At 45.2% G+C, this 26,119-nt stretch carries 30 protein-coding genes and 1 riboswitch; of the genes, 24 read left to right on the top strand and 6 right to left on the bottom strand.

Features of this window, described 5'->3' with window-relative positions; genetic code table 11:
* Window positions 1-22: 22 nt before the first annotated feature.
* A complete protein-coding gene (locus CN378_RS00815; protein ID WP_098350034.1) occupies window positions 23-1,528 on the bottom strand; it encodes a spore germination protein in 1,506 nt (501 codons plus the stop codon).
* A gap of 174 nt (window positions 1,529-1,702) precedes the next feature.
* The gene (locus CN378_RS00820) at window positions 1,703-2,662 is read right to left on the bottom strand and encodes an ABC transporter substrate-binding protein (RefSeq protein WP_098350035.1); all 960 of its coding nucleotides are present in this window, start codon (window positions 2,660-2,662) and stop codon (window positions 1,703-1,705) included.
* A gap of 201 nt (window positions 2,663-2,863) precedes the next feature.
* On the opposite strand from CN378_RS00820, the gene CN378_RS00825 reads away from it, so the two are divergent.
* From CN378_RS00825 to CN378_RS00845, 5 genes are read left to right on the top strand one after another with little or no spacing between them, the layout of a single operon-like run.
* Entirely contained in the window at window positions 2,864-3,850 is a 987-nt protein-coding gene (locus tag CN378_RS00825; RefSeq protein WP_098350036.1) for a FecCD family ABC transporter permease, read from the top strand.
* Window positions 3,851-3,853: 3 nt separating this feature from the next.
* Complete coding sequence (locus tag CN378_RS00830; protein WP_098350037.1) at window positions 3,854-4,909, top strand: FecCD family ABC transporter permease; 1,056 nt, start codon at window positions 3,854-3,856, stop codon at window positions 4,907-4,909.
* Between the two features lie 15 nt (window positions 4,910-4,924).
* Window positions 4,925-5,743: an ABC transporter ATP-binding protein gene (locus tag CN378_RS00835; RefSeq protein WP_098350038.1), complete on the top strand. Its 819-nt coding sequence runs from the start codon at window positions 4,925-4,927 to the stop codon at window positions 5,741-5,743.
* Complete coding sequence (locus CN378_RS00840) at window positions 5,740-6,495, top strand: IucA/IucC family C-terminal-domain containing protein (RefSeq protein ID WP_098350039.1); 756 nt, start codon at window positions 5,740-5,742, stop codon at window positions 6,493-6,495. The genes CN378_RS00835 and CN378_RS00840 overlap by 4 nt, the downstream gene beginning before the upstream one ends.
* Window positions 6,496-6,522: 27 nt before the next feature.
* Window positions 6,523-6,786: a DUF2573 family protein gene (locus CN378_RS00845; RefSeq protein WP_098350040.1), complete on the top strand. Its 264-nt coding sequence runs from the start codon at window positions 6,523-6,525 to the stop codon at window positions 6,784-6,786.
* Window positions 6,787-6,997: 211 nt separating this feature from the next.
* Here CN378_RS00845 and CN378_RS00850 read toward each other — a convergent pair whose 3' ends face one another.
* Together CN378_RS00850 and CN378_RS00855 are read right to left on the bottom strand one after the other, a co-directional pair.
* Window positions 6,998-7,345 (bottom strand): spore coat protein, encoded by a 348-nt coding sequence (locus tag CN378_RS00850; protein ID WP_098350041.1) that lies wholly within the window; start codon window positions 7,343-7,345, stop codon window positions 6,998-7,000.
* Between the two features lie 16 nt (window positions 7,346-7,361).
* A complete protein-coding gene (locus tag CN378_RS00855) occupies window positions 7,362-7,619 on the bottom strand; it encodes a hypothetical protein (protein ID WP_098350042.1) in 258 nt (85 codons plus the stop codon).
* Between the two features lie 323 nt (window positions 7,620-7,942).
* On the opposite strand from CN378_RS00855, the gene CN378_RS00860 reads away from it, so the two are divergent.
* From CN378_RS00860 to CN378_RS00870, 3 genes are all read left to right on the top strand, one after another.
* On the top strand, window positions 7,943-8,860 hold the full coding sequence (locus CN378_RS00860; RefSeq protein ID WP_098350043.1) for a proline dehydrogenase family protein: 918 nt from the start codon (window positions 7,943-7,945) through the stop codon (window positions 8,858-8,860).
* A gap of 72 nt (window positions 8,861-8,932) precedes the next feature.
* Entirely contained in the window at window positions 8,933-9,427 is a 495-nt protein-coding gene (locus tag CN378_RS00865; protein WP_098350044.1) for a GNAT family N-acetyltransferase, read from the top strand.
* 93 nt (window positions 9,428-9,520) lie between these two features.
* A complete protein-coding gene (locus CN378_RS00870; protein WP_098350045.1) occupies window positions 9,521-10,981 on the top strand; it encodes a potassium/proton antiporter in 1,461 nt (486 codons plus the stop codon).
* A 55-nt stretch (window positions 10,982-11,036) separates the two neighbouring features.
* Here the strand turns inward: CN378_RS00870 and CN378_RS00875 are convergent, their stop codons facing one another.
* Both CN378_RS00875 and CN378_RS00880 read right to left on the bottom strand, forming a co-directional pair.
* Window positions 11,037-11,663, bottom strand: coding sequence for a YczE/YyaS/YitT family protein (locus CN378_RS00875; RefSeq protein WP_098350046.1), 627 nt, complete (start codon window positions 11,661-11,663; stop codon window positions 11,037-11,039).
* A gap of 406 nt (window positions 11,664-12,069) precedes the next feature.
* Window positions 12,070-12,207 carry a YuzL family protein gene (locus CN378_RS00880; RefSeq protein ID WP_098350047.1) on the bottom strand — a complete coding sequence of 46 codons (138 nt, stop codon included), beginning with the start codon at window positions 12,205-12,207 and terminating at the stop codon, window positions 12,070-12,072.
* A 430-nt stretch (window positions 12,208-12,637) separates the two neighbouring features.
* Between CN378_RS00880 and CN378_RS00885 the strand changes: the two genes are divergently transcribed.
* The 16 genes from CN378_RS00885 (at window position 12,638) to CN378_RS22435 (ending at window position 26,029) form a co-directional block, all read left to right on the top strand.
* Window positions 12,638-15,022 (top strand): 3-hydroxyacyl-CoA dehydrogenase/enoyl-CoA hydratase family protein, encoded by a 2,385-nt coding sequence (locus CN378_RS00885; protein WP_098350048.1) that lies wholly within the window; start codon window positions 12,638-12,640, stop codon window positions 15,020-15,022.
* A 30-nt stretch (window positions 15,023-15,052) separates the two neighbouring features.
* Window positions 15,053-16,231, top strand: a complete 1,179-nt coding sequence (locus CN378_RS00890; RefSeq protein ID WP_098350049.1) for an acetyl-CoA C-acetyltransferase — start codon at window positions 15,053-15,055, stop codon at window positions 16,229-16,231.
* 72 nt (window positions 16,232-16,303) lie between these two features.
* Window positions 16,304-18,088 carry an acyl-CoA dehydrogenase family protein gene (locus CN378_RS00895; RefSeq protein ID WP_098350050.1) on the top strand — a complete coding sequence of 595 codons (1,785 nt, stop codon included), beginning with the start codon at window positions 16,304-16,306 and terminating at the stop codon, window positions 18,086-18,088.
* A 134-nt stretch (window positions 18,089-18,222) separates the two neighbouring features.
* Window positions 18,223-19,002 carry an SDR family NAD(P)-dependent oxidoreductase gene (locus CN378_RS00900; RefSeq protein WP_098350051.1) on the top strand — a complete coding sequence of 260 codons (780 nt, stop codon included), beginning with the start codon at window positions 18,223-18,225 and terminating at the stop codon, window positions 19,000-19,002.
* Window positions 19,003-19,033: 31 nt separating this feature from the next.
* A complete protein-coding gene (locus CN378_RS00905; RefSeq protein ID WP_098350052.1) occupies window positions 19,034-19,336 on the top strand; it encodes an ArsR/SmtB family transcription factor in 303 nt (100 codons plus the stop codon).
* Between the two features lie 104 nt (window positions 19,337-19,440).
* Window positions 19,441-19,797: an arsenate reductase family protein gene (locus CN378_RS00910; protein WP_098350053.1), complete on the top strand. Its 357-nt coding sequence runs from the start codon at window positions 19,441-19,443 to the stop codon at window positions 19,795-19,797.
* A 128-nt stretch (window positions 19,798-19,925) separates the two neighbouring features.
* The gene (gene gcvH, locus CN378_RS00915; RefSeq protein ID WP_098350054.1) at window positions 19,926-20,309 is read left to right on the top strand and encodes a glycine cleavage system protein GcvH; all 384 of its coding nucleotides are present in this window, start codon (window positions 19,926-19,928) and stop codon (window positions 20,307-20,309) included.
* 96 nt (window positions 20,310-20,405) lie between these two features.
* Window positions 20,406-20,642: a YusG family protein gene (locus CN378_RS00920; protein WP_098350055.1), complete on the top strand. Its 237-nt coding sequence runs from the start codon at window positions 20,406-20,408 to the stop codon at window positions 20,640-20,642.
* Window positions 20,643-20,819: 177 nt separating this feature from the next.
* Window positions 20,820-21,179: a toprim domain-containing protein gene (locus CN378_RS00925; RefSeq protein WP_098350165.1), complete on the top strand. Its 360-nt coding sequence runs from the start codon at window positions 20,820-20,822 to the stop codon at window positions 21,177-21,179.
* A 5-nt stretch (window positions 21,180-21,184) separates the two neighbouring features.
* Window positions 21,185-21,499, top strand: coding sequence for a thioredoxin family protein (locus tag CN378_RS00930; RefSeq protein WP_098350166.1), 315 nt, complete (start codon window positions 21,185-21,187; stop codon window positions 21,497-21,499).
* A gap of 283 nt (window positions 21,500-21,782) precedes the next feature.
* Window positions 21,783-22,133, top strand: coding sequence for a hypothetical protein (locus CN378_RS00935; protein WP_098350056.1), 351 nt, complete (start codon window positions 21,783-21,785; stop codon window positions 22,131-22,133).
* 114 nt (window positions 22,134-22,247) lie between these two features.
* Window positions 22,248-22,354, top strand: a riboswitch (SAM riboswitch).
* 154 nt (window positions 22,355-22,508) lie between these two features.
* Window positions 22,509-23,531 (top strand): methionine ABC transporter ATP-binding protein, encoded by a 1,023-nt coding sequence (locus tag CN378_RS00940; RefSeq protein ID WP_098350057.1) that lies wholly within the window; start codon window positions 22,509-22,511, stop codon window positions 23,529-23,531.
* The gene (locus tag CN378_RS00945) at window positions 23,528-24,196 is read left to right on the top strand and encodes a methionine ABC transporter permease (protein ID WP_098350058.1); all 669 of its coding nucleotides are present in this window, start codon (window positions 23,528-23,530) and stop codon (window positions 24,194-24,196) included. The genes CN378_RS00940 and CN378_RS00945 overlap by 4 nt, the downstream gene beginning before the upstream one ends.
* A 15-nt stretch (window positions 24,197-24,211) precedes the next feature.
* Window positions 24,212-25,036: a MetQ/NlpA family ABC transporter substrate-binding protein gene (locus CN378_RS00950; RefSeq protein WP_098350059.1), complete on the top strand. Its 825-nt coding sequence runs from the start codon at window positions 24,212-24,214 to the stop codon at window positions 25,034-25,036.
* A 145-nt stretch (window positions 25,037-25,181) separates the two neighbouring features.
* Window positions 25,182-25,547 (top strand): carboxymuconolactone decarboxylase family protein, encoded by a 366-nt coding sequence (locus CN378_RS00955; protein WP_098350167.1) that lies wholly within the window; start codon window positions 25,182-25,184, stop codon window positions 25,545-25,547.
* A 335-nt stretch (window positions 25,548-25,882) separates the two neighbouring features.
* Complete coding sequence (locus tag CN378_RS22435) at window positions 25,883-26,029, top strand: YuzK family famiily protein (RefSeq protein WP_167562138.1); 147 nt, start codon at window positions 25,883-25,885, stop codon at window positions 26,027-26,029.
* The last annotated feature ends 90 nt before the right edge of the window (window positions 26,030-26,119 follow it).

Below are 26,119 nucleotides of genomic sequence, written 5' to 3' on the forward strand. Positions count from 1 at the left end.
GTGATCACCTCCAATCATTCTTCTATTCGTCGATATCGAACTTTTTCTTACCTTCTGACGGGCGGAACCTAAACGGTTTCTTCGTTCGTAAATATTCAGGACGCCCTGCTTGTTTATTAAAAGGGAATCGAATCAGAGCGTCTTTCAAGTCTTTTACCCTTGGTGGGTACAGAGGCTCCAGGAAGGGTCTCCCCAATGACGTTAACTGTAATAGATGACCCATGAGAAGACAGAAACAGAATACAATCCCCAACAGTCCCCATAGTTGAGCAAATAGAAGGAAGGGGAAACGTAATATACGGATCGTATTACCCATGCGATATACGGGTGTGGTAAAGGACGCGAGGGCAGCAAGAGCCACCAAGATGAGCAGGACATTACTTGTGATCCCCGCTTCAACGGATGCTGTCCCGATGACGATCCCGCCAACGATACCGATGGTCTGACCAACCTTGGTCGGCAGGCGCGCCCCTGCTTCCCGCAGCAGTTCGATGGTCAATTCCAGAAATAATGCCTCAAGAATAGGAGGCAGTGGGATCTCTTGTCTGGACGTGATGAGTGTGGCCATCAAATCTTTCGGTATGAGCTCGTAATGATAGGTCAATGCCGCCACATAAACAGGCGTAATCAAAATCGAGAAGGCTACTGCAAATACACGAACTAGACGAAGAAAGGAAGAAATAGAGAAATTCAGGAAATAATCCTCGTAGGAGTTAAAAAACTCGACGAGAGTGGTGGGACCGATCAAGGCGTGTGGAGAACCATCCGCCATGATTGCAATCTTTCCTTCCACCAACACGGAAGCGACACGGTCCGGCCGTTCGGAATCCAATAGTTGGGGAAACGGCGACTTGCTATTGTCAGCGATCAGCTGTTCAATGAATGAACTATCCATGATTTGATCGAAATCCAAATCACGTAACCGCTGTCGGACTGTGTTCACATTCGCTTCGTCAGCCAATCCATCAATAAACAGTAACGCCACCCTGGTGTGGGTGAGTTTTCCTATGTTGAATTCCTCCACAACCATTTCCTTGATGGGCAGACGTTTTCTAAGCAGGTTCAAGTTATCGCTGAGAGATTCCACAAAGGCCTCTTTTGGCCCCACGACGCTGAACTCTACCTCTGGTTGGGAAACCTTCCTGCCCATTTCATTTTTAGTCGCGATAAAGGCAAACTTACGATTGGAAGCGTCCATCGTCAGCAAGGTATATCCGTTATAGAGCTTTTGTTCAATTTCGGATTCATCTTTTGAAATCTGTATATCCAATACGGGAACCAGGGTTTTCAAATCATCGAATGTATGAAAATCCTTAGAAAGTAATGAGGGGAGGACGTCCTCCTGCAGGATTTTCCCATCAATCAACGTTGTGATGAAGTGCAAGCTGAATTTTACACCTGTAATTGGATTCTGATAGAAGGCCTGTTTATAATCAGCGGATTTCTCCGCTTCCTTTTTCAGACTCTCATATGATTGCTTCTTCTTCTCTTGATCATTTTTGTTCTTGTTCTTAAAGAATGGAAACATACTAATCCCTCATGTCCGATGTATGGTCTATCCAGTAGTGTTTCCGAAAAAAGGAGAATTATGAAAAGGAGGGGGACGAAAGAAAAAAACGTCATGGACGGTTGGAAGGGAAAGGTCGATCTGTATAAATAAAACAAGCCGGAAAAGGAGTGCTCCTTTTCCGGCTTGTTACGGTTATTCCTGTTCCAGGAAGAACTTTTCGATATCATCCAGCATTTTGTTGGCTGCAATGACGCCGCCAGCTGTATTCCAGATGGCATCATCGACTTCGTAGACGCGATCTTGCTTGGCCACTTCAAGGTTCTGGAACAGTGGGTCGTTGATCCATTCCTCTGCCAGTTTATTCGCTTCGCCATCTCCTGTTTCATACGTGAAGTAAAAGAGGACATCTCCATCCATTGCCGGGATGCGCTCTTTCGTCACACCCTTTTCGGCGAAGTCGTCTACATCCTGACCTTCAGGACGTGCGAACCCTAATTGATCCAGGATCACTCCTGAGAATGAGTCTTTATGGTAGATACGAACATCTCCAGCCATGAAACGGACCATCGACACTTCCTGATTCAACTTATCTCCAAGCTTGCCTTTAAGATCTTCGATGCGCTGGTCGTATTTCGCCAGTACTTCTTGACCTTTTTCTTCTTTATTTAAAGCTTTTGCATACAATTTAAAGTTTTCTTTCCAGTCTCCCCGAAGGGTTTCAGCCATGACGGTGGGAGCGATCTCTTTCAGCTGATTGTATTGCTCTTCCTGACGCATTTTGTTCCCGATGATCAGGTCAGGTTGAAGTTTCGCAATCGCTTCAACGTTTAATTCACTTTCCGTTCCGACGACTTCAACATCTTTCATTTTGTCAGAGATATGATCATACCAAGGATCACCTGTCCACGATTGCACGGCTCCGACGGGTGTCACACCCATGGAAAGAAGTGCCTCGGTACCTTCATTTGTAAGGATCACGACTTTCTTGGGCGTTCCTTTGATTTCCGTCGTACCCATTGCGTGTTCCACAGTATAGGTTTCTTCTTTTTTATCATTTCCTGCTGTCTCATCCTTTTCCTCTTTATTTCCACAAGCCGCAAGAAATAGAAGGGAAGAGATAAGCAGGAAAGAGAGTATGCTTCTTAGTTTCATATGTAAATCCTCCTGATATGATATTATTGATGATAATGATTATCATTTACACTCATAATAGTAGTTGAGAAGGTTTTCATTGTCAATACCTAAATGATAATGATTTTCAAAATCATTGACGCTCGTTTCATTCTTCTTTAAAATAGTAAGGGAAGAACAGAACGGATTTCCTTTCCTTCAAGGAATAGAAAGGTCAGCATAATGAAAATTCAAAGACAGCTTCTTTTATTTATAGGAACATTCCTTTTTCTTATCTTGTGTATCGGGATCAGTATTGTATACGGATACACGGATACATCGTGGAAAACGGCATTTGAAGCCTTCACCAACCCAACGGGATCGACCGAGCATATCGTTCTCCAATCGATCCGGTTACCGAGGGCGCTGATTGCAGCAACAGTCGGGGCGTCCCTGGCGGTTTCAGGGGTCCTGATGCAAACGCTGACGAAGAATCCCCTGGCTTCACCCGGGATATTCGGCATCAATGCAGGCGGGGCATTCATGGTGGTCGTGGCGGTCACGCTATTTGGCGTAACCAATCTTCAGTCCTTTACGTGGCTGGCATTTACCGGCGCAGGTTTGGCAGCTGTCGGCGTGTATGTCATCAGTTCTGCAGGGAATCAAGGCTTGACTCCGATGAAGCTGACGCTTGCGGGTGCGGCGATTACAGCGATGTTTTCTTCCTTTACACAAGGATTGCTCGTTTTGAATGAAGCCGCCCTGGAACAGGTGTTATTTTGGCTTGCGGGGTCGGTGCAGGGGAGGAGCCTGGATATTTTAAACGGGGTCTTCCCTTATATAGTGGCTGGCTGGATCCTTGCTCTCATCATAGCCGGAAAAATGAATATCCTTGCCATGGGGGAAGATGTTGCGAAGGGCCTTGGCCTCAAAACATCATTGATCAAATTTCTCGCTTTGGCGGTCGTCGTCCTGTTGGCGGGGGGCTCCGTAGCTGTTGCCGGTCCCATCGGTTTTATCGGCATTGTCATTCCCCATTTGGCCAGGAAGATCATCGGTGTGGACCACCGCTGGCTGATCCCTTTCTCAGGACTGCTCGGAGCGATCCTATTACTTGCCGCTGACGTTGGAGCCCGTTACATCATCATGCCCCAGGAGGTGCCGGTTGGCGTCATGACCGCCATCATAGGTGCCCCATTTTTCGTGTATGTGGCAAGGAAGGGGTTTTAACAGATGAATCGATTTATTGGCAAACGCTGGCTTAAGGACCGGGTTTCCATGCTCGTGGATATATCAGCGCTCAAAAAAGTAACCATACTTGGTTTGATCACATTTCTGGTTCTCATTATGAGTACAGGGATAGGGGATTTAAAGATCGCTCCCTGGAAGGTGATCAGCGTCTTCTTTGGAGGGGGGACTAGCTTGGAACATCTCGTGGTGACGTCATTCCGTCTGCCGCGGATCCTCATCGCACTCCTCTCGGGAATGGCATTGGCCGTTGCAGGCGGAATTCTTCAAGGGATGATCCGGAATCCCCTTGCTTCCCCTGACATCATCGGGATCACCGGGGGAGCGGGAGCGGCTGTCGTAGCCTTCCTGACCCTTTTCAGCAGTGAGGATAACTCGCTTATGGTCAGCATTAAATGGCTGCCTGTCGCTGCTTTTGCCGGTGCGACGGTCATTGCTTTTCTGGCTTACTTTCTCGCTTGGCGGAAAGGGGTATCTCCTGTTAGACTTGTGCTGATTGGTATTGGGATATCTGCCCTGACACAGGCATTGACGACATTGCTCATGATACTCGGCCCCATTTACAGGGCGAGTCAGGCAAATATCTGGATCACGGGAACCGTGAACGGTTCGGATTGGCAGGACGTATGGATCCTGCTTCCGTGGAGCCTGGTCTTTATTTTGTTAAGCTTCTTTATCACGCGTCAATTGAATATACGGGAACTAGGCGAAGAAATGGCGACAAGTGCAGGAGGCAATGTTCAGCTGCAGCGCTTCTTTCTTCTCCTCATGTCGACGGCTTTAGTAGGAGGAGCCGTTGCCTTTGCAGGGGGAATCGGCTTTGTAGGGCTGATGGCTCCCCATATGGCAAGACGGATGGTGGGATCTTCATTCGGTGCATTGCTCCCGACTGCTGCCCTCATCGGCGGGATTCTCGTCATGGTGGCAGATTTGATCGGAAGGACCCTGTTTCTGCCATTGGAAGTCCCGGCAGGTGTGTTTACGGCAGCGATCGGTGCACCCTATTTTATCTATCTACTATTCAAAACACGAAATTCTTAAAGGAGTTGGCCATAAATGAGTAACGTATTGCAAACGAAGGATTTAACTCTATCCTACGGGGATCGGATTATTATTGATGAACTGAATATTGACATTCCACAAGGGGAGATCTCGGTCTTTATCGGCGGAAATGGCTGTGGTAAATCCACACTTCTCCGTTCGATCGCCCGATTACTCAAGCCGAAACAGGGATCGGTCCTTTTGGATGGGGAGGCAATCTCACGTTTATCAACAAAAGAAGTTGCTCGTAAAATGGCCATTCTTCCTCAATCCCCGACGGCTCCAGAAGGGCTTACCGTCCTTCAGCTCGTCAAGCAGGGGCGGTACCCGCATCAAACGTGGCTCAAACAGTGGTCATATAAGGATGAAGAAATCGTCCAGGACGCGCTGAAGGCAACGAAGATGGAGGAGCTCCAGCACCGGAAAGTGGATGAACTGTCCGGGGGGCAGAGGCAGCGTGCGTGGATCGCCCTGACACTCGCCCAGGACACAGACATCATTTTATTGGATGAGCCTACAACGTATCTCGATATGACCCATCAAATCGAGATCCTCGACTTGTTATTCGAACTTAATGAAAAGGAAGGGCGCACCATCGTCATGGTTCTCCACGACCTGAATCTGGCATGCCGCTATGCCCATAATATCGTCGCCATCCGGGATAAGCAGATTTATGCCCAAGGGAAGCCTGAAGAGGTGATCAGCTGTGAACTCGTGAAGAATGTGTTCGATATGGACTGTCAAGTATCACGGGATCCCTTATTCGGCACTCCCCTCTGCATTCCATTTGGTAAGGGTCGCTGCATCCTGAATCATGCAGGTGAAACGGGATGAATTCCCTGACCAAGGAAGAATGGGAAATCCTCAACACATATCGCTTTCACCAATCCCGTAAGGCCTTAAAAGGTGAGGAAGCCAGCTCTTTCCTGGATGGTGATGAGATGGAGTCGTATCTGAATCATCGCCTTTCCGTGATCGGAACAGACGATCTGAAAGTAGCAGCGTCTTTATTCATGAAACGGTACGCATTTGTAGCGGCCATGGGGTTAATGACCATGACGTATTGGAATAAGAAACTGAATCTTGCGCCTCACAATCTGATCATGACGGATGGGGAAAAAAAAGGGCTATGGATGCCTCAATTTCATCTGAAGGATGCTTCCGCTACGGAGTTTACTTCCCGGGAAGAAAAAGAGGAGTTCATTCAGTCCATCTTCAGGGATCACCTCAATCCGGTGATTCAGTCTTTAAAGAAAGCATCGAAGCTTTCCAATCTGATCCTTTGGGAAAACATTGCAGTATATGTGTTTTGGATCTATGAGAATGATGACTTCCTTCTAAACGGAGGGATGGGGATTGGGAGGGATGAGCAATTTCAGGCTCTCCTTTCAGATGAAAACAGCCACTGGTTCGGCAGGTATCACAACAACCCATTGGCCCGTTACTATAGCAGTAAAGTAAATGTAGAGGCTGTGCCAGGAAAGGTGCGTGTCCGGAAAACATGCTGCTTCTCCTATAGACTTGAGAACGGGGAACAGTACCGTTGTAAAACATGTCCACAAACCTGTCGGGTGAAGAAGATCTGATTCAGCATTCGGAAGGAGGTTAACGCAATGAAAGAATTCCCGGAACAATTTGATGCCCTGCTCGAAAAATACACAGAGCTATTAGTGGGTGAAACCGATGCCGACAAGAAAGAAATGGTATCACAATACGCTCTTTACTCATTCATCGCCAAAAATATGCCGGCTCTCGTCAAGCATTGGAACTCTTTATATCCTGAAGGGAAGGACGAGATGAAACGGATCGTTGGGGAGATCAAAGAGATGAATGAAGCTCATCGGGCAGAAATGAGCAGAAAAAATCATGAAGAATAACGGCTTTGATTGAAAAGTACCCTTTTAATGAGTTGAGGGTGCTTTTTTTATTGGGTAATGACCAAGAAGGGTAAGTAAGAAGGAGAATGTTTGTTATAGATTCGTTTATTATCGGGTCCTTTGGATATATGATCGACTTTCAAAAAAACGATCTTCAACCGCTTGTGACACTCCCCTCAACCAAAAAGGCAGACCCGGGTCTGCCTTTCGATTATTGAACTTGACCGCCATGCCCATAAGGGAATTGGGAAGAATACTGCTGATGCTGCTGATAGGATTGCTGGATTTTTTGGCTATCCGCAGCTTCAAGCTTGTACCAGCCCTTGCGGAACATTTCGTTGTACAGCTCGCGTTGCGCATTTTGTGTCTCGTTGAAGATCGTCAGCAGGTCTTGATATAAGGCCTGGTGACTCGCTTCATTCAAGGCAGTACAGTAAGAAGCCGTCATATATTTCTCATGGGACAGGACGTCAGTGATAAAGTCCCGGTCATTCATTTGCGGCGTTTCGGGCACTTGTGTTTGAGCGTTTTGGATTTTTTGCTGATTCGGTTGATTCATGTTTATGGACTCCCTTCTACATCATGTTTTGGTTAGTGGTGTTTAAGTGCGCTAGAAGCTGTTGGTAATGACGCTGATGCATTTGCCCGCATTTATCCAACTCGGATTTAATGTCTGCATCCTGACAATGAGCTGCTGCAAAATGACATTTTTTCATGGCATTCAGATTCCAGGCAAGCATGTCATTCAAATAGAGGGAATCCTTCGTTGTAAGCATTTGAGGCGGCTGTGTATACGCCTGCTGCTGATTTCCTTGCTGAGGTTGTTGTTGCATGAATACTTCCTCCCTTTCATTTTTCGAGTCTTCAATATCCTCTCTTTGTCCTTGGTGTTTAGGTAATAATATCCTGTATACGACCCAGTCAGAAAGCGATATCATCATAAGGCAAAGGTTATTTTTCCTACTTTCCTACAGACTTATACACGTATTTACAAATTTCGAGCATATTCTACTAAGAAAGTATTGAAAGTATATTCAAAACGTTTAAAAGGTGATAAAATATTGGTAGATATACTACGTATGAACCTTCTCTTTTTTAGCAATAAAGAAAACGGTTTCATAGTATGGTATATATGTTTTTTCAGGGGGTAAGCAACATGGAGCAAGCAATGCGTAATTTCTTTTTATTCCTTTCAAAAAATAAGCCGATGACGAAACTGGCTAAGAAATATGGCCTGCGCTTTGGTGCCGGTCGATTCGTTGCAGGGTCTTCCATCCAGCAGGCAGTTGAGGTCATTCGCGAGCTGAATAGTCAGAATCTTGTTGTAACGATCGACTATTTAGGAGAGTTTGTGGACAATGAGCGTGAAGCAAACGAAATGGCCCTCGAATGCGTTGAGGCGATTCGTGCCATCGGGAGAGAGAACCTCAAATCACAGCTATCCCTTAAAATGACTTCCATGGGGCTGGATATTTCTGAAGAGATTGTCATGAAGAATATGAGATTGATTCTTGATGAAGCAACCAAACAGAACGTCTTTGTCACCATTGATATGGAAGACTATTCCCGGTGTGGGAAGACCATTGATATCTTCATGCGCCTTAAGTCGGAGTATGATAACATCGGCACGGTCATTCAAGCCTATTTATATAGAACAGAAAAGGATATCGATGATCTGAATGCGTATTCCCCCAATCTGCGTCTTGTAAAAGGGGCTTACAAAGAGTCACCTGAAGTCGCTTTTCCCGATAAAAAGGATGTAGACGATAATTTCAAAAAAATCATCAAAACTCATCTGTTGAATGGGAATTATACGGCTATTGCCACCCATGACGATGAGATCATCGAATATACGAAGAGACTCGTGGAAGAATATAAGATCCCGCGTGATCAATTCGAGTTTCAAATGCTTTTCGGAATCCGCGTGGAACGCCAGCATGAACTGGTCAAAGAAGGCTATAAAATGCGCGTTTACGTTCCATACGGCACGGACTGGTACGGTTACTTCATGAGAAGGCTGGCTGAAAGACCGGCCAACGTCGCCTTTGTTCTAAAAGGGGTCATGAAGAAATAATAGTAAGTAAGATAAAGACTCTATGGAAGTTCATAGGGTCTTTTTGTTTATATAAGTGGGAGGTCGGGAAAAATGATAATCGTTCCTTATCGGCTAGAGGGAAGGTATTTTAAAAGAATGATCAGGCTGTATTGCCGGCTCTTCGAGGTGGATCCCATTGGTATGGAAGACCAGTTCAAACGGCATTCGACGTATCCCCTTTTTGAAGGGTACCTGGCCTTGGCCGGTGAAGAAGTGGTCGGATACATATATGGCTATTCTTCGAGGAAAGGGCAATATTATCATGAGTTACTTGCCCGTCATCTAAATTCCGAGCGGGAGTGGATGGTCAACTGCATGGAACTTGTGGAGCTTGGGGTCGATCCTTCATATAGGGGCAGGGGGATCGCGAAGCATCTGGTGGGACGATTACTGCAAAATAGAACAGAAGAGACAGTCCTCCTCACGACGCGTAAGAATAACCACCCAGCCATTGCCTTTTATCAATCACTCGGCTTTACGACCATCAGGGAGGGATTCTATCCGAACGTCCCTCATGAGTATATCATAATGGGTAAACGTTTATAGGAAGACTCGATAAGACAGGGCTTTATAATTGTTACGTAATTCACAATCTTATATAATAGAAGAAATGATCTTTATGAAATAAGAGGCGATAATATGGAAATGACCATTGATAATTTGACCCTGCTCCTTGGCCTCTTGCTATTGGTTGGCGTCATCACCGCTAAATTCTCCACACGATTAGGCGTCCCCTCGCTGATCCTGTTCATCATCGTGGGAATGGTCCTGAATACATACTTTTTCTTCGATAATGCTACCATCACTCAATTCATCGGTACCCTCGCCCTCATCATCATCTTGTTCGAAGGCGGTCTTCAAACAGAATGGAACAATGTGCGAAGGGTGTATAAACCCGCCTTATCACTGGCGACGATCGGCGTTGTGGCAACCACCGTTTCGATCGGGGTGGCGGCCAAGTTCATACTGGACTTGAGCTGGCTTGAAGGGATGCTGTTCGGGGCAATCGTAGGTTCCACCGATGCAGCCGCCGTGTTTTCCGTTTTAGGGAACAAAAACATCAAGCCGAAGATATCTGCCACACTCGAAGCCGAGTCCGGCAGTAACGACCCCATGGCCATTTTTTTAACCGTCGCGTTTTTACAATTGATTCAATTTCCCGGTTTGAATCCTGCGACTTTGATTTTAAGCTTCTTTTGGCAGATGGGAATGGGACTGGTACTTGGATTGGCTCTCGGGTTTGCTTCCGTATGGATCATCAACCGGATCAATCTTGATTCATCAGGATTGTATCCGGTACTGTCCATTTCCCTCGCCATCTTTACATACGCGTTCACAAGCATCCTGGAAGCAAGCGGATTGCTGGCCGTATACATCATGGCGATCGTCGTCGGGAATAAGGAATTGACGTACCGGCACTCCATCGTGAGATTCAATGAGGGGTTCGCGTGGATGATGCAGATCGTCATGTTCATCCTCCTGGGACTACTGGTATTCCCTCAGCACTTGCCGGGGATCGCATGGCAGGGAATTGCCCTTGCGGTTCTGCTGATTGTGGTAGCGAGACCTCTCGGAGTCTATTTAAGCTTGGCACTCGCCAAGCACTTTACGGTAAAAGAAAAGTTCTTCATTTCATGGGCAGGTTTGAAAGGGGCCGTACCGATCGTATTGGCTACGTATCCCATGGTAGCCGGTATCGAGAATAATGAAGTCATCTTCAACGTCGTATTCTTCGTCGTGCTCCTATCTGCCCTCATACAAGGGACGACGATCTCACCTTTGGCAAACTATCTAAAACTTGCAGGGGAAGAGAAACCACCGATTGCCCACAGTATCGAGCTTGTCTCCATCGGAAAAACCAATAATGAAATGCTTGAAATCCTCATTCATGAGGGTGCCTATATTACGAACAGTGCCATCAAAGACATTAACCTTCCGGAGAAAACGTTGATTTCTGCCGTCATACGAAACAATGAATTGATCACTCCCATGGGTGACACTCTGATCAAAGCAGGCGATACTCTTTATGTGCTCGCTGATAAAAGCCAGAGAAAGCGTATCAATGACATGTTGAATGCGAAAGGCGGAGCAGGTCATTGATTAATGATATGGAACAGAAAAAGCCATCTCCCGGGAGATGGCTTTTTCTATCGGGTCAGTCAGCTGAAACGGCCGCTTTCCCCACTGCTTTTTTCTCGAAGATCTGCTGGAAAATCGGGAAGCTGTATTGAACGACGAATCCTAATGTGAGCGTCACAATGATCGTTCCGATTCCGATATCGCCTCTAAATAGGAAGGCGAGTGAAAGGGCAAATCCCTCACTGATGATCCTGGAGTTGCGGAGATTTAATCCGAAACGTGTGTGAATGGCCACCATCAGTGTATCCATCGGACTTGCCGGAAACTTCGCCTGCAGATAAATGGCAATCCCAAGCCCCATCGTCAATATACCAGAAGCAAGAGCGAACAGCTGATTCATCAGCATCTCAGGAGCATAATGATTAAAGACAACGAGCAGCCAAAAATCAATTAACATCCCGATCACCAAAATTGATCCCGCTGCCAATACATCCGGCTTCTTCTTCATAATGAGGGCATTGAGGCCGATCAATACGATCCCATTGATAAAGACCGCTGTCCCCACCGTAATCCCGAACATATTCGATTCTCCAACTGCGAGGGCATCCCAGGCAGAGGCGCCAAGACCTGATTTAATGATGAGGGCAACCCCCATTGTTAAAATGAAAAGTCCAATTGTAAAAAACATAAATCTCCGCTTCATTCACATAAACTCCTTTTCTGTAAACGTTCTCATTCGAATTCTTAAAAAAAACAGACAATCCACTTTGATGGTGATGCCCTGTTAAAGTAGGAGGTCTGACGTCTTCTAATGAATAATAATAGTTTACTTTAAAACATGCAGGAAGGCAAAGTTAATTTCTGTATGGGGAGGAAGGGGTGGTTTTTGAGGCGCGGCGGGAGTTTGAAGAAGGCAGTGGTGGGGTGGAGGTGGCGGAAATTGTCGAAACGGTCGGTATATTGAGGATACGGTGGATAAAATGAAAAAAAGGCTGGTAACAAACCAAGGTCGATAAAACCCAATCGAAGGATCCATAGCATTAAGACAATTCAACCCACTATAAAAACAGCACCCGATCATCAGTCATCAGGTGCCATCTTCACTCATCCTATGGTTGCTTCTTAAATTGGTTGTTTTGACTGTTTCTCTTGCCGCCGCCGTCCATCTCAACCGTCGGGCCGGCATCCCCCTTCACACTCGCTGCACTAACCCCAGCCTTAGAAGGATTCTTTTTTCGCTTCGCCATATCAAACACCTCCACTCCTAACATTCCCGCATCGTGAAAAAAATATGAGGGACGGACCTCCAAATCTTAGCTGAAACGAAGACACTATGGAGCGGAAAACCCTTTAGAATAGGCATTCATCGAAAAAAAGTGAGAAGAAATGGTCGTCTACCCAAGGTCCGTCCCTCAACAAAAACATATATATATAGTAGGAAAATTATTTTTCACTTTCGGTATCACGGGGACGCGGCTTTCTGAATAGGTTGAGGTAGACGATGGCCCAGGAGGGTGTGGGCGGACTGTAGTGAATTTTTTGTAAATTTAACGTTTAAATATTGCGATATTTTAGAATATCCGCTATATTAGATGTAACAGGAACTCATTCGAGTCTTTTTTTTGGATAAAAAATGAATGAGTATTCATTCAAAGTGTGTATAAGGGGGAAATACCATTGGTTCGTAGAATTCAGAAAGCCGCAGTGTTAGGATCAGGAGTCATGGGTTCAGGAATTGCCGCTCATCTTGCAAATATCGGCATCCCGACAATGTTATTAGATATCGTACCAAGAGAATTGACTGACGAACATAAAGCAAAGGGACTGACAGAAGAGAGCAAGGCGTTTCGTAATCAATTTAGTGAAAACGCTTTAAAAAAGCTCTTCAAACAAAAACCGGCACCATTGACATCAAAACAGAATGCGTCACTTATCACGGCAGGCAACTTCGAGGATGATCTTCAGCACATCGGGGATTGTGACTGGGTGATTGAGGTCGTTGTAGAGAATTTGGACATTAAGAGGAAGGTCTTCGAGCAAGTGGAACGCTACCGTAAACCGGGAAGCATCATCAGCTCAAATACATCAGGTATTTCAATCGAGGCGATGTCAGAGGGACGAAGCGATGACTTCCAGAAGAATTTCTTAGGAACGCATTTCTTCAATCCGCCTCGTTACTTAAAGCTTCTTGAAGTGATCCCTACGAGAAAGACGGATCCGGAAGTCGTAAGCTTCATGAAAGCATTTGGGGAAGACGTCCTCGGTAAAGGAGTCGTTATGGCGAAGGATACGCCAAACTTCATTGCCAACCGGATCGGAACATATGGATTACTGATCACGGTGCAGGAAATGCTGAAGGGCGGCTACTCTGTAGGGGAAGTTGATTCCATCACGGGACCAGCGATCGGCAGACCGAAAAGTGCAACGTTCCGCACACTTGATGTAGTCGGACTTGATACATTCGCACATGTGGCGAAGAATGTGTACGACCAAGTGGAAGGCGAAGAGCAAAAGGTGTTCGAAGTACCGGCCTTTATGCAAAAAATGCTTGAAAATGGCTGGCTCGGAAGTAAAAGCGGTCAAGGCTTCTTCTTGAAGCAAGGAAAAGAAATTCTTGAGCTCAATCCTGAAACATTGGAATATCAGCCACGCCAGAAGCTGAAAACGGCTTCACTGGAAATGGCGAAAAATGAAAAGGGCTTGAAAAATAAAGTCAGATCACTTGTCTACGCAAAAGACAAAGTCGGTACGCTATTGTGGAATATCGTATCTCCGGTCTTAACGTATTCTGCCGAGCTCCACGGTGAAATCGCAGATGATATCGTTGGCATCGACCAGGCCATGAAATGGGGCTTCGGATGGGAAATGGGTCCATTTGAAACATGGGATGCCATCGGCGTTGAAAAATCCGTGACCCGTATGAAGGAAGAAGGAAAGCAGGTGCCGGAGTGGGTGGAAACCATGCTCGCTGAAGGGCATACGACTTTCTATAAAGAAGAGGACGGAGAGCGTTTCTTCTATCACAATGGGGAGTACCAACGAGTAGAGCGTAACCCGAAGGCACTGGACTTAAAGGCACTTAAGAAGCAAGGAAAGCTGATCAAAAAGAATTCCGGTGCTAGCCTGATCGACATCGGGGATGGAATCGCCCTTCTTGAATTCCATTCTCCAAACAACGCCATCGGAATGGATATCACTCAAATGATCAATTTTGCCGTTGATGAAGTGGAGAAGAACTACAAGGGACTTGTCATCGGAAACCAGGGCAAGAACTTCTGTGTAGGAGCAAACCTTGCCATGATCCTCATGGAAGCGCAGGATGACAACGTCTTTGAAATCGATATGGTCGTGAAACACTTCCAGCAGGCGATGATGAAGATCAAATATTCATCAAAACCAGTCGTAGCAGCTCCATTCGGTATGACATTAGGCGGAGGAAGCGAAGTCTGCTTACCAGCGGCCCACATCCAGGCCTCCATGGAAACTTACATGGGGTTAGTGGAAGTAGGAGTAGGATTGATCCCTGGAGGAGGAGGAAACAAAGAGCTTTATATGAAGCACTTAGCCAACCTTCCAAACGGTGTGGATTTCGATCTTCAGAAAGTAGCCAATAAAGTATTCGAAACGATTGCCATGGCGAAGGTCTCCACATCCGGTGATGAAGCAAGGGACAATAATTTCTTAAACAAAGCAGATGGTGTGAGCGTAAACAATGACCATCTGTTATATGACGCAAAACAGGCTGCACTCAGCTTATACGAAAGTGGATACCAAGCACCGCTCCGTAAGAAAGTACCTGTTGTGGGTGAGCCGGGATATGCGACGCTGCTTCTTGGAGCTCAGTCCATGTTCCAGTCAGGCTTCATTTCAGAACATGACCTGATGATCGCGAAAAAACTTGCTTACGTGATTGCGGGCGGAAAAGTACCATATGGCACAGAAGTAGACGAACAATATCTGCTGGATCTTGAAAGAGAAGCGTTCCTGAGCCTGGTTGCTCAGCCGAAATCTCAGCAGAGAATGCAGCACATGCTTGTAAAAGGAAAACCATTACGCAACTAATCAGAACCTATTAGAAAGCGGGGGAATATCATGCGCGAAGCAGTCATTGTCGCTGGTGCAAGAACACCAGTCGGAAAATCACGAAAAGGATCACTGGCCCAGGTAAGGCCGGATGATCTTGGAGCACTTGTAGTCAAAGAAACCCTCAAGCGTGCAGGGAATTATGAAGGAAATATCGATGATTTGATCATCGGATGTGCGATGCCGGAAGCAGAGCAAGGGTTGAATATGGCACGGAATATCGGAGGACTGGCAGGTCTTCCGGACTCCGTACCTGCAATCACGATCAACCGTTACTGTTCATCTGGATTACAATCCATTGCCTATGCGGCAGAAAAAATCATGCTGGGTCATTCTGATACGGCCATTGCAGGTGGAGCAGAATCGATGAGTCTTGTACCAATGATGGGTCACGTGGTCCGTCCCAACTCGAAGCTTGCTGAAAACGCTCCTCAATATTACATGAGTATGGGTCATACAGCTGAACAGGTTGCAACGAAGTTCGGCGTATCCCGTGAAGATCAGGATGCCTTTGCCGTACGAAGTCACCAAAAAGCAGCCAAGGCGATCGCTGAAGGGAAATTCGATGATGAAATCGTAGCTGTTGATGTACTTCATCGATCGGTGAACGGTGAAAATAAACTCGTCGAGAAATCCTTCCAATTTACAAAGGATGAAGGTGTACGTGCTGAAACAAGCTCGGAAGTACTGGCTAAATTACGACCGGCTTTCAATGTGAAGGGCTCTGTAACGGCAGGGAACTCTTCACAAACGAGTGACGGTGCCGCAGCCGTGATGGTGATGGATCGGGAAAAGGCAGGTTCACTGGGACTTCAGCCAATGGCGAAATTCAGAAGCTTTGCGGTAGCCGGTGTTCCACCTGAAATCATGGGAATCGGACCGGTTGAAGCGATTCCACGCGCATTGAAGATGGCTGGTCTTGAACTATCCGACATCGGACTGTTTGAACTGAACGAAGCATTCGCTTCCCAGTCCATCCAGGTCATCCGTCAGCTCGGATTAGACGAAGAAAAAGTAAACGTGAATGGTGGGGCCATCGCTCTTGGTCATCCCCTTGGCTGTACCGGCGCGAAGCTGACCCTTTCACTTGTTCATGAAATGAAACGCAGAAACCAGCAATTCGGGATCGTCACCATGTGTATCGGCGGCGGAATGGGAGCAGCCGGCGTATTTGAATTAATCGGTTAATAGAGAAGGGACGGACCTCTAAAGGCGAGGCCCTCCCGACTCCTTCAAATAACAATTTTAGGGGGATTCGAAATGGCGAATCAAACAGAAAAGCTAATCAAAGGTGGAAGTTTTTTAATTGAAGATGTAAGCTTTGAGCAAGTTTTCACACCGGAGGATTATTCCGATGAACAAAAAATGATTGCAAAAACAACAGAAGACTATGTGCTGAATGAAGTGGTTCCTGTCATTGATAATCTGGAAAATCATGAATTCGATCATTCTGTTCGTCTGTTAAAAGAAGCAGGGGATCTAGGTCTTCTTGGCGCAGATGTACCTGAAGAGTACGGCGGACTGGGACTTGATAAAGTAAGCTCGGCTTTGATCGCTGAGAAAATGTCACGTGCCGGCGGATTTTCGATCTCCCACGGAGCTCATGTAGGGATTGGATCCCTTCCAATCGTTCTTTTCGGTAACGAAGAGCAAAAGCAAAAATATCTTCCAGCACTTTCAACAGGGGAGAAATTAGCAGCTTACGCATTGACTGAGCCGGGTTCAGGTTCTGATGCACTTGGTGCGAAAACGACGGCTAAATTAAACGCAGAAGGCACCCACTACATTCTGAACGGGGAAAAACAGTGGATCACCAACTCTGCATTTGCCGATGTGTTCGTTGTGTATGCAAAGATTGACGGGGAGCACTTCTCAGCATTCATCGTGGAAAAAGAATTCCCTGGCGTTTCAACAGGTCCTGAAGAAAAGAAAATGGGTATCAAGAGCTCTTCGACTCGTACATTGATCCTTGAAGATGCTGAGATCCCAGTGGAAAACCTTCTTGGTGATGCAGGTAAAGGTCATATCATCGCCTTCAATATCCTGAATATCGGACGTTACAAATTAGGTGTGGGCGCTGTCGGAGCAAGTAAGCGTGCGCTAGAAGTAACGGTTCAGTACACGAATCAACGCCAGCAGTTCAAAACACCGATCTCAAGCTTCAACTTGACGAAAGAAAAGTTAGCGACGATGGCGTCTAAATTATACGCAGCGGAATCTTCCGTATACCGTACAGTTGGTTTGTTCGAAGATCGCATGAGCAAGCTTACGGATGAAGAAGTGAAGAATGGGACAGAGGTGGCCAAATCCATTGCGGAATACGCGATCGAGTGTTCATTGAACAAATTCTTCGCAACGGAAGTACTGGATTATATCGTTGATGAAGGCGTTCAACTTCACGGCGGATATGGCTTCATGCAGGAATATGAAATTGAAAGAATGTACCGTGATTCACGCATCAACCGTATCTTTGAAGGAACGAATGAAATCAACCGCCTTCTGGTTCCTGGAACATACCTTCGTAAAGCAATGAAGGGTGAATTACCGCTCCTTCAAAAAGCACAGGCCCTTCAAGAAGAACTCATGATGCTTATGCCTGAAGAAGTGGGTGATGAGCCACTGGCACAAGAAAAATACCTTGTGAAAAATGCGAAGAAAATCGGCTTGATGCTGGCTGGATTGGCAGCACAGAAATACGGTAAAGCCCTTGAAAAAGAGCAGGAAATCCTTGTGAACATTGCGGATATCGTATCACAGGCTTACGCAATGGAATCCGTTGTCCTTAGAACGGAAAAAGCGATTGAAAAAGGTGGAGTGGAGAAAGGGAAACAAAAGCTTCTTTACACACAAATCTTCTGTCAAGAAGCTTTCAACGAAATCGAACAGCATGCAAAAGAAACGCTTGTGGCAACTGAAACTGGTGACACACTGCGTATGATGCTGTCAGCACTTCGTAAGTTCACTCGCCACACACCGATCAACGTGATCGCAGTGAAGCGTGAAGCATCAGAAAAGCTGATCGACGCAGAAAAATATGCACTGTAAGTAAGCCAGGGACGGACCTCCGAATCGGAGGTCCGTCCCTCTTTTATTGACATTCCCACTCCAATAAATTATTATATGTTTAAACACTTAAACGTTTAAGTGTTTAAACATATAATATAAGGTGGTCATAATAGATGAATAAAACGGTTTTAATTACAGGGGCTTCAAGCGGGATCGGATTGAACTTCTGTCATAAATTTGCAGGTTCAGGCCATGACGTGATTCTGGCAGCAAGAAGCGAGGGGAAACTTCTGACTGTTGCAGAAGAACTCAAGAACAAATACGGTGTGAAAACCCACGTGTACCCCACTGATCTTTCCAAAGCCGGAGCAGCAAAAGAATTATATGAGGGCATCAAAGCTCACGGGCATCAGGTTGATATCCTCATCAATAATGCCGGCTTTGGATTATTTGGGGAGTTTGAAGAAACGGAGCTATCAAAAGAACTCGATATGATTCAAGTGAACATCACTGCCCTGACAGAGTTAACCAAGTATGTCGGTAAAGAGATGGTAAGCAGGAAGCGTGGTCAGATTTTGAATGTCGCATCCACAGCTGCCTTTCAGCCGGGTCCGCTGATGGCGGTTTACTATGCAACGAAGGCCTATGTCCTGTCTTTCTCGGAAGCTCTTGCCAATGAGTGGGCCGCGCACGGGGTGAAGGTGACGGCTTTGTGCCCGGGCGCCACCCAAACAGGGTTCAGTGATGCTGCCGAACTTCAGTCCTCCAAGCTTTTCCAGTCAGGTGTGATGAGTGTGGAAGACGTAGTGGAAGAGGGATACAAGCAAATGATGACGAAGAACAAAACCGTAATCGTCCCGGGTATGAAAAACCGGATACTCACACAGTCGATCCGGTTTATGCCCCGTAAAATGGTCACTAATATTGTTCGCAAGGTACAAGAACGGGTATAATGAAATGTGAATGAGCAGAAGGGAGAAGGCTATGGGTCAAAAAGCAATCGATACATTCCGTGCTTGTATTCCATTATTCCAAGCGCTGAGTGATCCTTATCGTCAGGACATCATTTTACTTCTTGCCGAACAAGAACCTCTTACGGTCAATCAAATAACAGAAAATCTGACATTATCCCGTCCCGCTGTTTCTCATCACTTGAAAATCCTGAGAGATCAGCAGCTCGTATCATTGGAGCAAAAAGGGACGCAGCGTTTCTATTCTCTTGAGCTGGACAATGCTACCGTCCTACTCAAGGAATTGGTTGATACCGTTGAAAAACAATGTGAGTAATGTTCCATAAAAGAAGGATACTAATGAATATTGTCGAATGTAAGAAATAGATTCAAAGGACCGGGTGGGCGCCCGCCCGGTAACTAATGAAAGGTGGTGGAATGATGTCATTGTCTTTTTATTCATATCCAAAGTGCGGCACATGCCGCAAAGCAAAGAAGTGGCTGGAAGATCAAGGTATAGCCCTGAATGAAATACATATCGTAGAGAATCCTCCTTCTAAAATGGAGCTGAAAAGCTTATACGAGAAGAGCGGATACCCGCTTAAGAAGTTCTTCAATACAAGTGGAAAAAAGTATCGTGAACTGGGTCTTAAAGATAAAGTGAATTCAGCTTCCGATGATGAATTATTAGAAATCCTTTCCTCGGACGGGATGCTGATCAAACGACCGATCACAACGGATGGAAGTAAGGTGACAGTAGGATTCAAAGAGGAAACATTCGAAGAAACCTGGAAGTAAAATCGGGTCCGCAATTTCCAGATCGTGGACAATGAAAAAGTTTCATTATTCATGCTTAGTTTTCTTGCTTTTTCAATGAAAAGTGTGTCAATATTAGGTTGTATAACTAGCATTTGGAGGGATAGAGAATGAGTACACCGAAAGAACTTCGTTATTCAGAAGAACACGAGTGGGTCAAAGTTGAAGGGGAAAATGTACGCGTAGGGATCACATCATTTGCACAATCTGAACTGGGCGATATCGTATTCGTCGAGTTACCAGAGGTCGGTGATGAAATCAAAGCGAACGAGCCATTCGGAAGTGTAGAATCGGTTAAAACCGTTTCCGAGCTTTATGCACCTGTATCCGGTAAGGTGGTAGAAGTGAATGAAGAGCTGTCCGACAGCCCGGAATTCGTGAATGAATCACCTTATGAAAAGGCATGGATGGTCGTTGTGGAACCAACAGATGCTGGAGAAGTAGACAAGCTGATGACAGCTGAGCAGTATGATGAAATGATTAATGAAGGATAATATTTCTGCCAAAACACCTTGAGGGTTTCTCAGGGTGTTTTGTTTTTATTTTTGGGCACCATAAGATTATTCGTACTAAAGAAAGGATGGATACGTATGGTGTTGGAACCGAAAAAAATGGATGTCACAAGCAGAGTGACTGGCAAGTTGAAAAATGGTGAAGTTGAATTATACTTGGATAATCAGCCCATCGGCAAAATGAACCTGCCTCTAGACGGAGTGTCCCTGGAGCCAAACTTTGAAGCGAAAGAAAATAAAATATATCAAAGCTATACCTCCACTGAAGGACATGATGCAAGATACACGGATTGTGATGAAGGTGGATGGTGTTAAAAATGTTCTGTGGTGCCAGATTCGTTTAAGGGTCTGGCACCATTTCTATAAGCAGTCAGGCAAACCACTTGCACTATTTTTTGTAAACATGAGAAAATATGAGTAGAAAGTGGACATCATCTCTTGTTATCTGAATATACTATCCTAATCTTATTTCTGAAAGATAAGGTGATGATCATGATGGAAGTCGACGAAAAGGTAATCATTGTTGAAGGAACAACGGACAAGCGAAAAGTAAAAGACATCATCAAAGAACCGATTGAAATTATTTGCACAAATGGAACAATCAGCATCACTAAGATGGACGAACTCATCGATGAGCTATTTGAAAGGGATGTGTATATCCTCGTGGATGCTGATGATGCAGGGGAGAAATTGCGGAAACAGTTTAAGCGTGAGTTTCCAGAAGCCGAACATCTTTACATTGACCGGATGTATAAGGAAGTGGCCGCAGCGCCCGAATATCACCTGGCATCTGTTCTCATTGGCGCAAATATTGATGTGCATAAAGAATTTTTGGGAAAAAGGATGATCTAGTTTTGATGGAGGTAAGCAGTACCGAAGCATTAAACCAATCGATTGAAGACCATGTATTAGAAGCAGTCTACCTTTATACACCGATGTGTGGTACATGTCAGGTTGCAGGCAAAATGATGGACGTGGTGGAGCAGCTTCCCCAGTCGTTTCACTTTGTGAAGGCCAACTTGAATTACTTACCCCAATTTGCAGAAGGGCAATCCATTGAAAGTGTCCCCTGCCTCCTTTTATTCAAGGATGGAGTGGAAAAAGAAAGGATCTACGCCTTTCAATCTGTACCATTCCTATATGAAACCATGACCAAGATACAGAACAGGTGAGGAAAAGAGACCTTTTTTAGAGAAGGTCTTTTACTTTTTTTATATGATTTTCCTCTTATTTTTATAGGAAATACAAATATAATGCGATTTTTCTTTCTACAACTGCAGACATATTTCTCGGGAAATGTTTCGAATTCCATCAGTTTTTGACCCATCTTCATCCAGATTCTTACTGTTCGACAAATTCGATGGATCCATTCAAAACATGTCGAGAATGTTTAAAAGGGAATAATACCTAGAAGTGGAATTGTAAGTATATAGAAGTTTCACTGGGAGGGTATTCATGCGAATATATTTAGAGGAATTAGTAGATCAGTGTCATTCAAGGTATCACTTACGACTCTTGTTTCGGGACAGCCCATTTATTCTTCATTTTCACTGTGGAAACGATTTGTACGGTATATCGATTTCGAGCAAAGGATGCGCTGTATTAGAGGAATTGAGTGAAGACGCTCACTTCGTCATTGAAGGGGTGGAGGATAAAGTGGTTTCTCTGCTCACAGGAGAAGAACGTTTGTCACAGCTGATCGAGGCAGGTGCCCTTGAAATAAGTGGGGGGTACCGACCGCTTCTATTTGTGGAGTCGGTCCTTTGGCTTACAAGATCAAGGGGGAAAGAGCCGGTCGAAGTCTAAAACATCGATGAGAAAAAAATAATTGACACACTCTATATCCGATGATAGAATCTCTCTTGTAGCAAATTTTCTGAGTCTTCAACAATTCGAAAAAATTAAATAATCGATACTTTACTCTTATTTAGAGAGGTGGAGGGACGTGCCCTATGAAGCCCGGCAACCGTCAATGAAAATTGAAATGGTGCCAATTCACTCAAAGCATCTGCTTTGAAAGATGAGAGAAAGGATAGTCCTATATGATTATGCCTTTCTGCTTATCGCAGGAAGGCATTTTTTATTACTTGCCACAGAAAGCTGATGGACAGCTGCCAGGTAAGTGCAACGTTAAACCTGATTAAACAGGTCGTTTTACTCAGAAAGAAGGTGGGATACAACATGATTACCATTTCAGATGTAAAAAAAATCTTCCATTCCAAATCAGGTCCTATCGCTGCGGTGGATGGGGTCAATATAGATATCGCCCAGGGGGAAATATTTGGGGTGATCGGCTATAGTGGAGCGGGAAAAAGCACGCTTATCCGCATGCTCAATGGACTTGAGGTTCCCACGGAAGGAATCGTCGATGTAAACGGACAGATCGTTTCCCAGGTAAAGGGTAAAAAGCTTCGGGAGGCAAGGCAGTCCATCGGGATGATTTTTCAACACTTTAATCTTCTCTGGTCCCGGACCGTCCTTCAAAATATTCAATTTCCCCTCGAGATTGCCGGAGTCCCAAAGAAAGAGAGAGACCAGAGGGCAAATGAATTATTGGAGCTTGTAGGATTGGAAGGAAGAGGAGATGCCTATCCGTCTCAACTGAGCGGCGGTCAGAAGCAGCGGGTGGGAATTGCCAGGTCCCTTGCCAATAACCCCGATGTCCTTCTGTGTGATGAAGCTACTTCAGCTCTGGATCCACAGACGACCGATTCCATTCTTGATCTGTTGGTGGATATTAATAAACGGTTGGGGCTCACGATCGTACTGATCACCCATGAAATGCACGTGATTCAGAAGATCTGTCATCGTGTCGCTGTCATGGAACAGGGGAAAGTCGTGGAACTCGGAGACGTATTGGATGTGTTCCGGAATCCGAAAGAGCAAGTGACGAAGCGTTTTGTGGGGGAAGTGTCCCAAGTAAAGGAAACGGATGAAGCCATTGATCACCTGTTGACGCAATATCCTAATGGGAAAATGCTGAAATTTACGTTTGTCGGTGAATCCACTGAACAACCGCTTATCACAAGCCTGATCAGGAAGTTCGATTTAGACGTCAACATCCTGCAGGGACAAATCTCCCAAACCCAAAAAGGGGCTTATGGAACGCTTTTTGTTCACCTTGATGGGGACGAACGGGTCATAAAAGACGCATTGGCATTTGCTGAAGCTGAGCGGGTCCGAGTGGAGGTGTTACGAGGATGATAGAAAATTTATTTCCAAATGTAGATTGGGAAAAGATGTGGGAAGCGACACTTGAAACCTTGTATATGACAGGGATGTCAGTCTTGATCACCTTTGTACTGGGAATGATCCTTGGGATTTTGCTTTTCCTCACCTCAAAGGAAAATCTGTGGGAAAACAAACTGACCTACACGATGACAAGTGCCGTCGTGAATGTGTTCAGATCGATTCCATTCATTATATTGATTGTACTACTGATTCCGTTCACCAAATTTTTATTGGACACGATCAGGGGGGCAAACGCAGCCTTGCCCGCACTTATCATCGGAGCCGCACCCTTTTACGCCCGGATGGTTGAAATTGCGTTAAGGGAAGTGAACAAAGGTGTCATCGAGGCAGCGAAATCGATGGGTGCGAAGACAAGTACGATTATTTGGAAAGTATTGATCCCGGAATCCCTGCCGGCATTGATTTCTGGGATTACAGTAACAGCGATCGCCCTTGTGGGATACACGGCGATGGCCGGGGTCATCGGAGCCGGGGGTCTTGGGAACCTTGCCTATCTGGACGGTTTTCAACGAAGCAGGGAAGACGTGACCCTGGCAGCGACCATCATGATTTTACTCATTGTGTTTGCGATTCAATTGATAGGTGATTTCTTTACAAATAAATTAGACAAACGATAAAAGGAGAGAAACAACATGAAAAAATGGGTAGCAGGAGTAATAGCAGCAACAAGCATCTTTGGTTTGGCAGCATGCGGGAGCGATTCGGGATCAGGAAGCAGCGACGAAAAGGAATTGGTGGTCGGGGCGTCGAATGTTCCCCATGCCGAAATCCTTGAACAAGTGAAGCCGATCCTTGAGAAAGAAGGGATCGACCTTCAGATTGAAACGTATCAAGACTATATCTTACCGAATAAAGATTTGGATAACGGCGATCTGGATGCGAACTATTTCCAAACCATCCCTTATATGGACTTGCAAATGAAAGAGAATGAATATGACTTTGTCAATGCCGGCGGAATTCATATCGAGCCGATCGGCGTTTACTCTAAAAAGTACAAATCACTTGAGGAACTTCCTGAAGGCGCGACGATTCTGATGAGTAACTCCGTATCCGATCATGGCCGCATCCTGACGCTTTTAGAGAAAAAGGGTTTGATCACGTTAAAGGATGGCGTGGAAAATACACAGGCGCAACTTGAGGACATCAAAGAAAATCCTAAAAACCTGAAGTTCGATTATGAGTACGAAGCGGCCCTTTTACCGCAAATGTATGAAAATGAAGAAGGCGACGCGGTTGTCATCAATTCCAACTATGCCATCGATGCAGGATTGAAACCATTGGAAGATTCCATTGCCATTGAAGACAGTAACTCTCCATACGTAAATGTGATTGCCGTGAACAAAGGTGATGAAAACAAAGAAGAAGTAAAAGCACTGGTAAAAGCACTTCGTTCGAAAGAAATCCAGGACTTCATCGAGGAAGAATGGGACGGAGCGGTTGTTCCGGTAAAAGAATAAAGAATTCCCTTGGAACCCGATTCTGATCATCTTCAGGGTCGGGTTTCTTATATTATGGAGACTTCCCGAAATTTATAACATAATCATTTCCATTATGGCTCATACTATTTTCGATGAATCTATTTCAGAAATGGAGCTGAATGAAATGCAGATGGAATCAAGAAATACAACAGAAGCTGCTCTTCATGATTATAAAATGGGACTTGGGATCTTCACAGAGAAAATGCCTGAACTGGCAGAGCAATATAATACGTTTACTGAGCACTGCTTTAGAGAAGGCGTGCTTTCCAAAAAAGAAAAGCAATTGATCGCGCTTGGAATCAGCCTTTATTCCCAGGATGAATACTGCATCATCTACCATACAAAAGGATGCCTGGATCAAGGATGTTCAGAAGAGGAAATCCTTGAGGCCATCGGCGTAACCGCTGCATTCGGCGGCGGAGCGGTCATGAGCCAGGCAGTCACACTGGTACAGCAATCCATCCAACACTTAAACCAGCTAAAACAGTAAACAGGCGAGAAGGAGAAATCCTTCTCTTTTCTTATGGGGTTTTTACTCGAGAAGTCAATTAATATAGCTCTATATATAATAAATATACATAATAACTCATAATTTTACACCGGCACACTATTATTTGGCAGTATAATGGCGGAATTTTGTGAAAACTTAAGGGTAGGCCTCGGGAATCAGGCTGAAGGATAAATTTCAGAAAAAATGATGAAATACCGGTTTTGTGTTGTGAACCACGGGGTAGTATAGTTGTAAAGTAATTAAAAACCCGAAAGGAATGATTCATTATCGACTCTCTTGAGAGTATCTCGTACACAAGTGAAATGGAGAAGGCAATGCATGGAGCCCATGGAATAGGTTATGAGGTGTACAAACGAAAGCATGAAGTCAGAATGCAAGTAGAGAAGAAAAGAGAGCAGGATTACAAGGAAAGTCGCCGAATGATTGCTGCACTTGATCGCAGGGTGCACGCTAATATATAATAAGGAAGAAAAAAGGAAACCAGTGTAGACGATGCACTGGTTTTTTGTTTTTTATCAAAGTTCATAGTTGTGCGAAGCCGGTATACGTCT

It is taken from the genome of Bacillus sp. AFS015802 (assembly GCF_002561455.1).
GTDB lineage: Bacteria > Bacillota > Bacilli > Bacillales > Bacillaceae_B > Rossellomorea.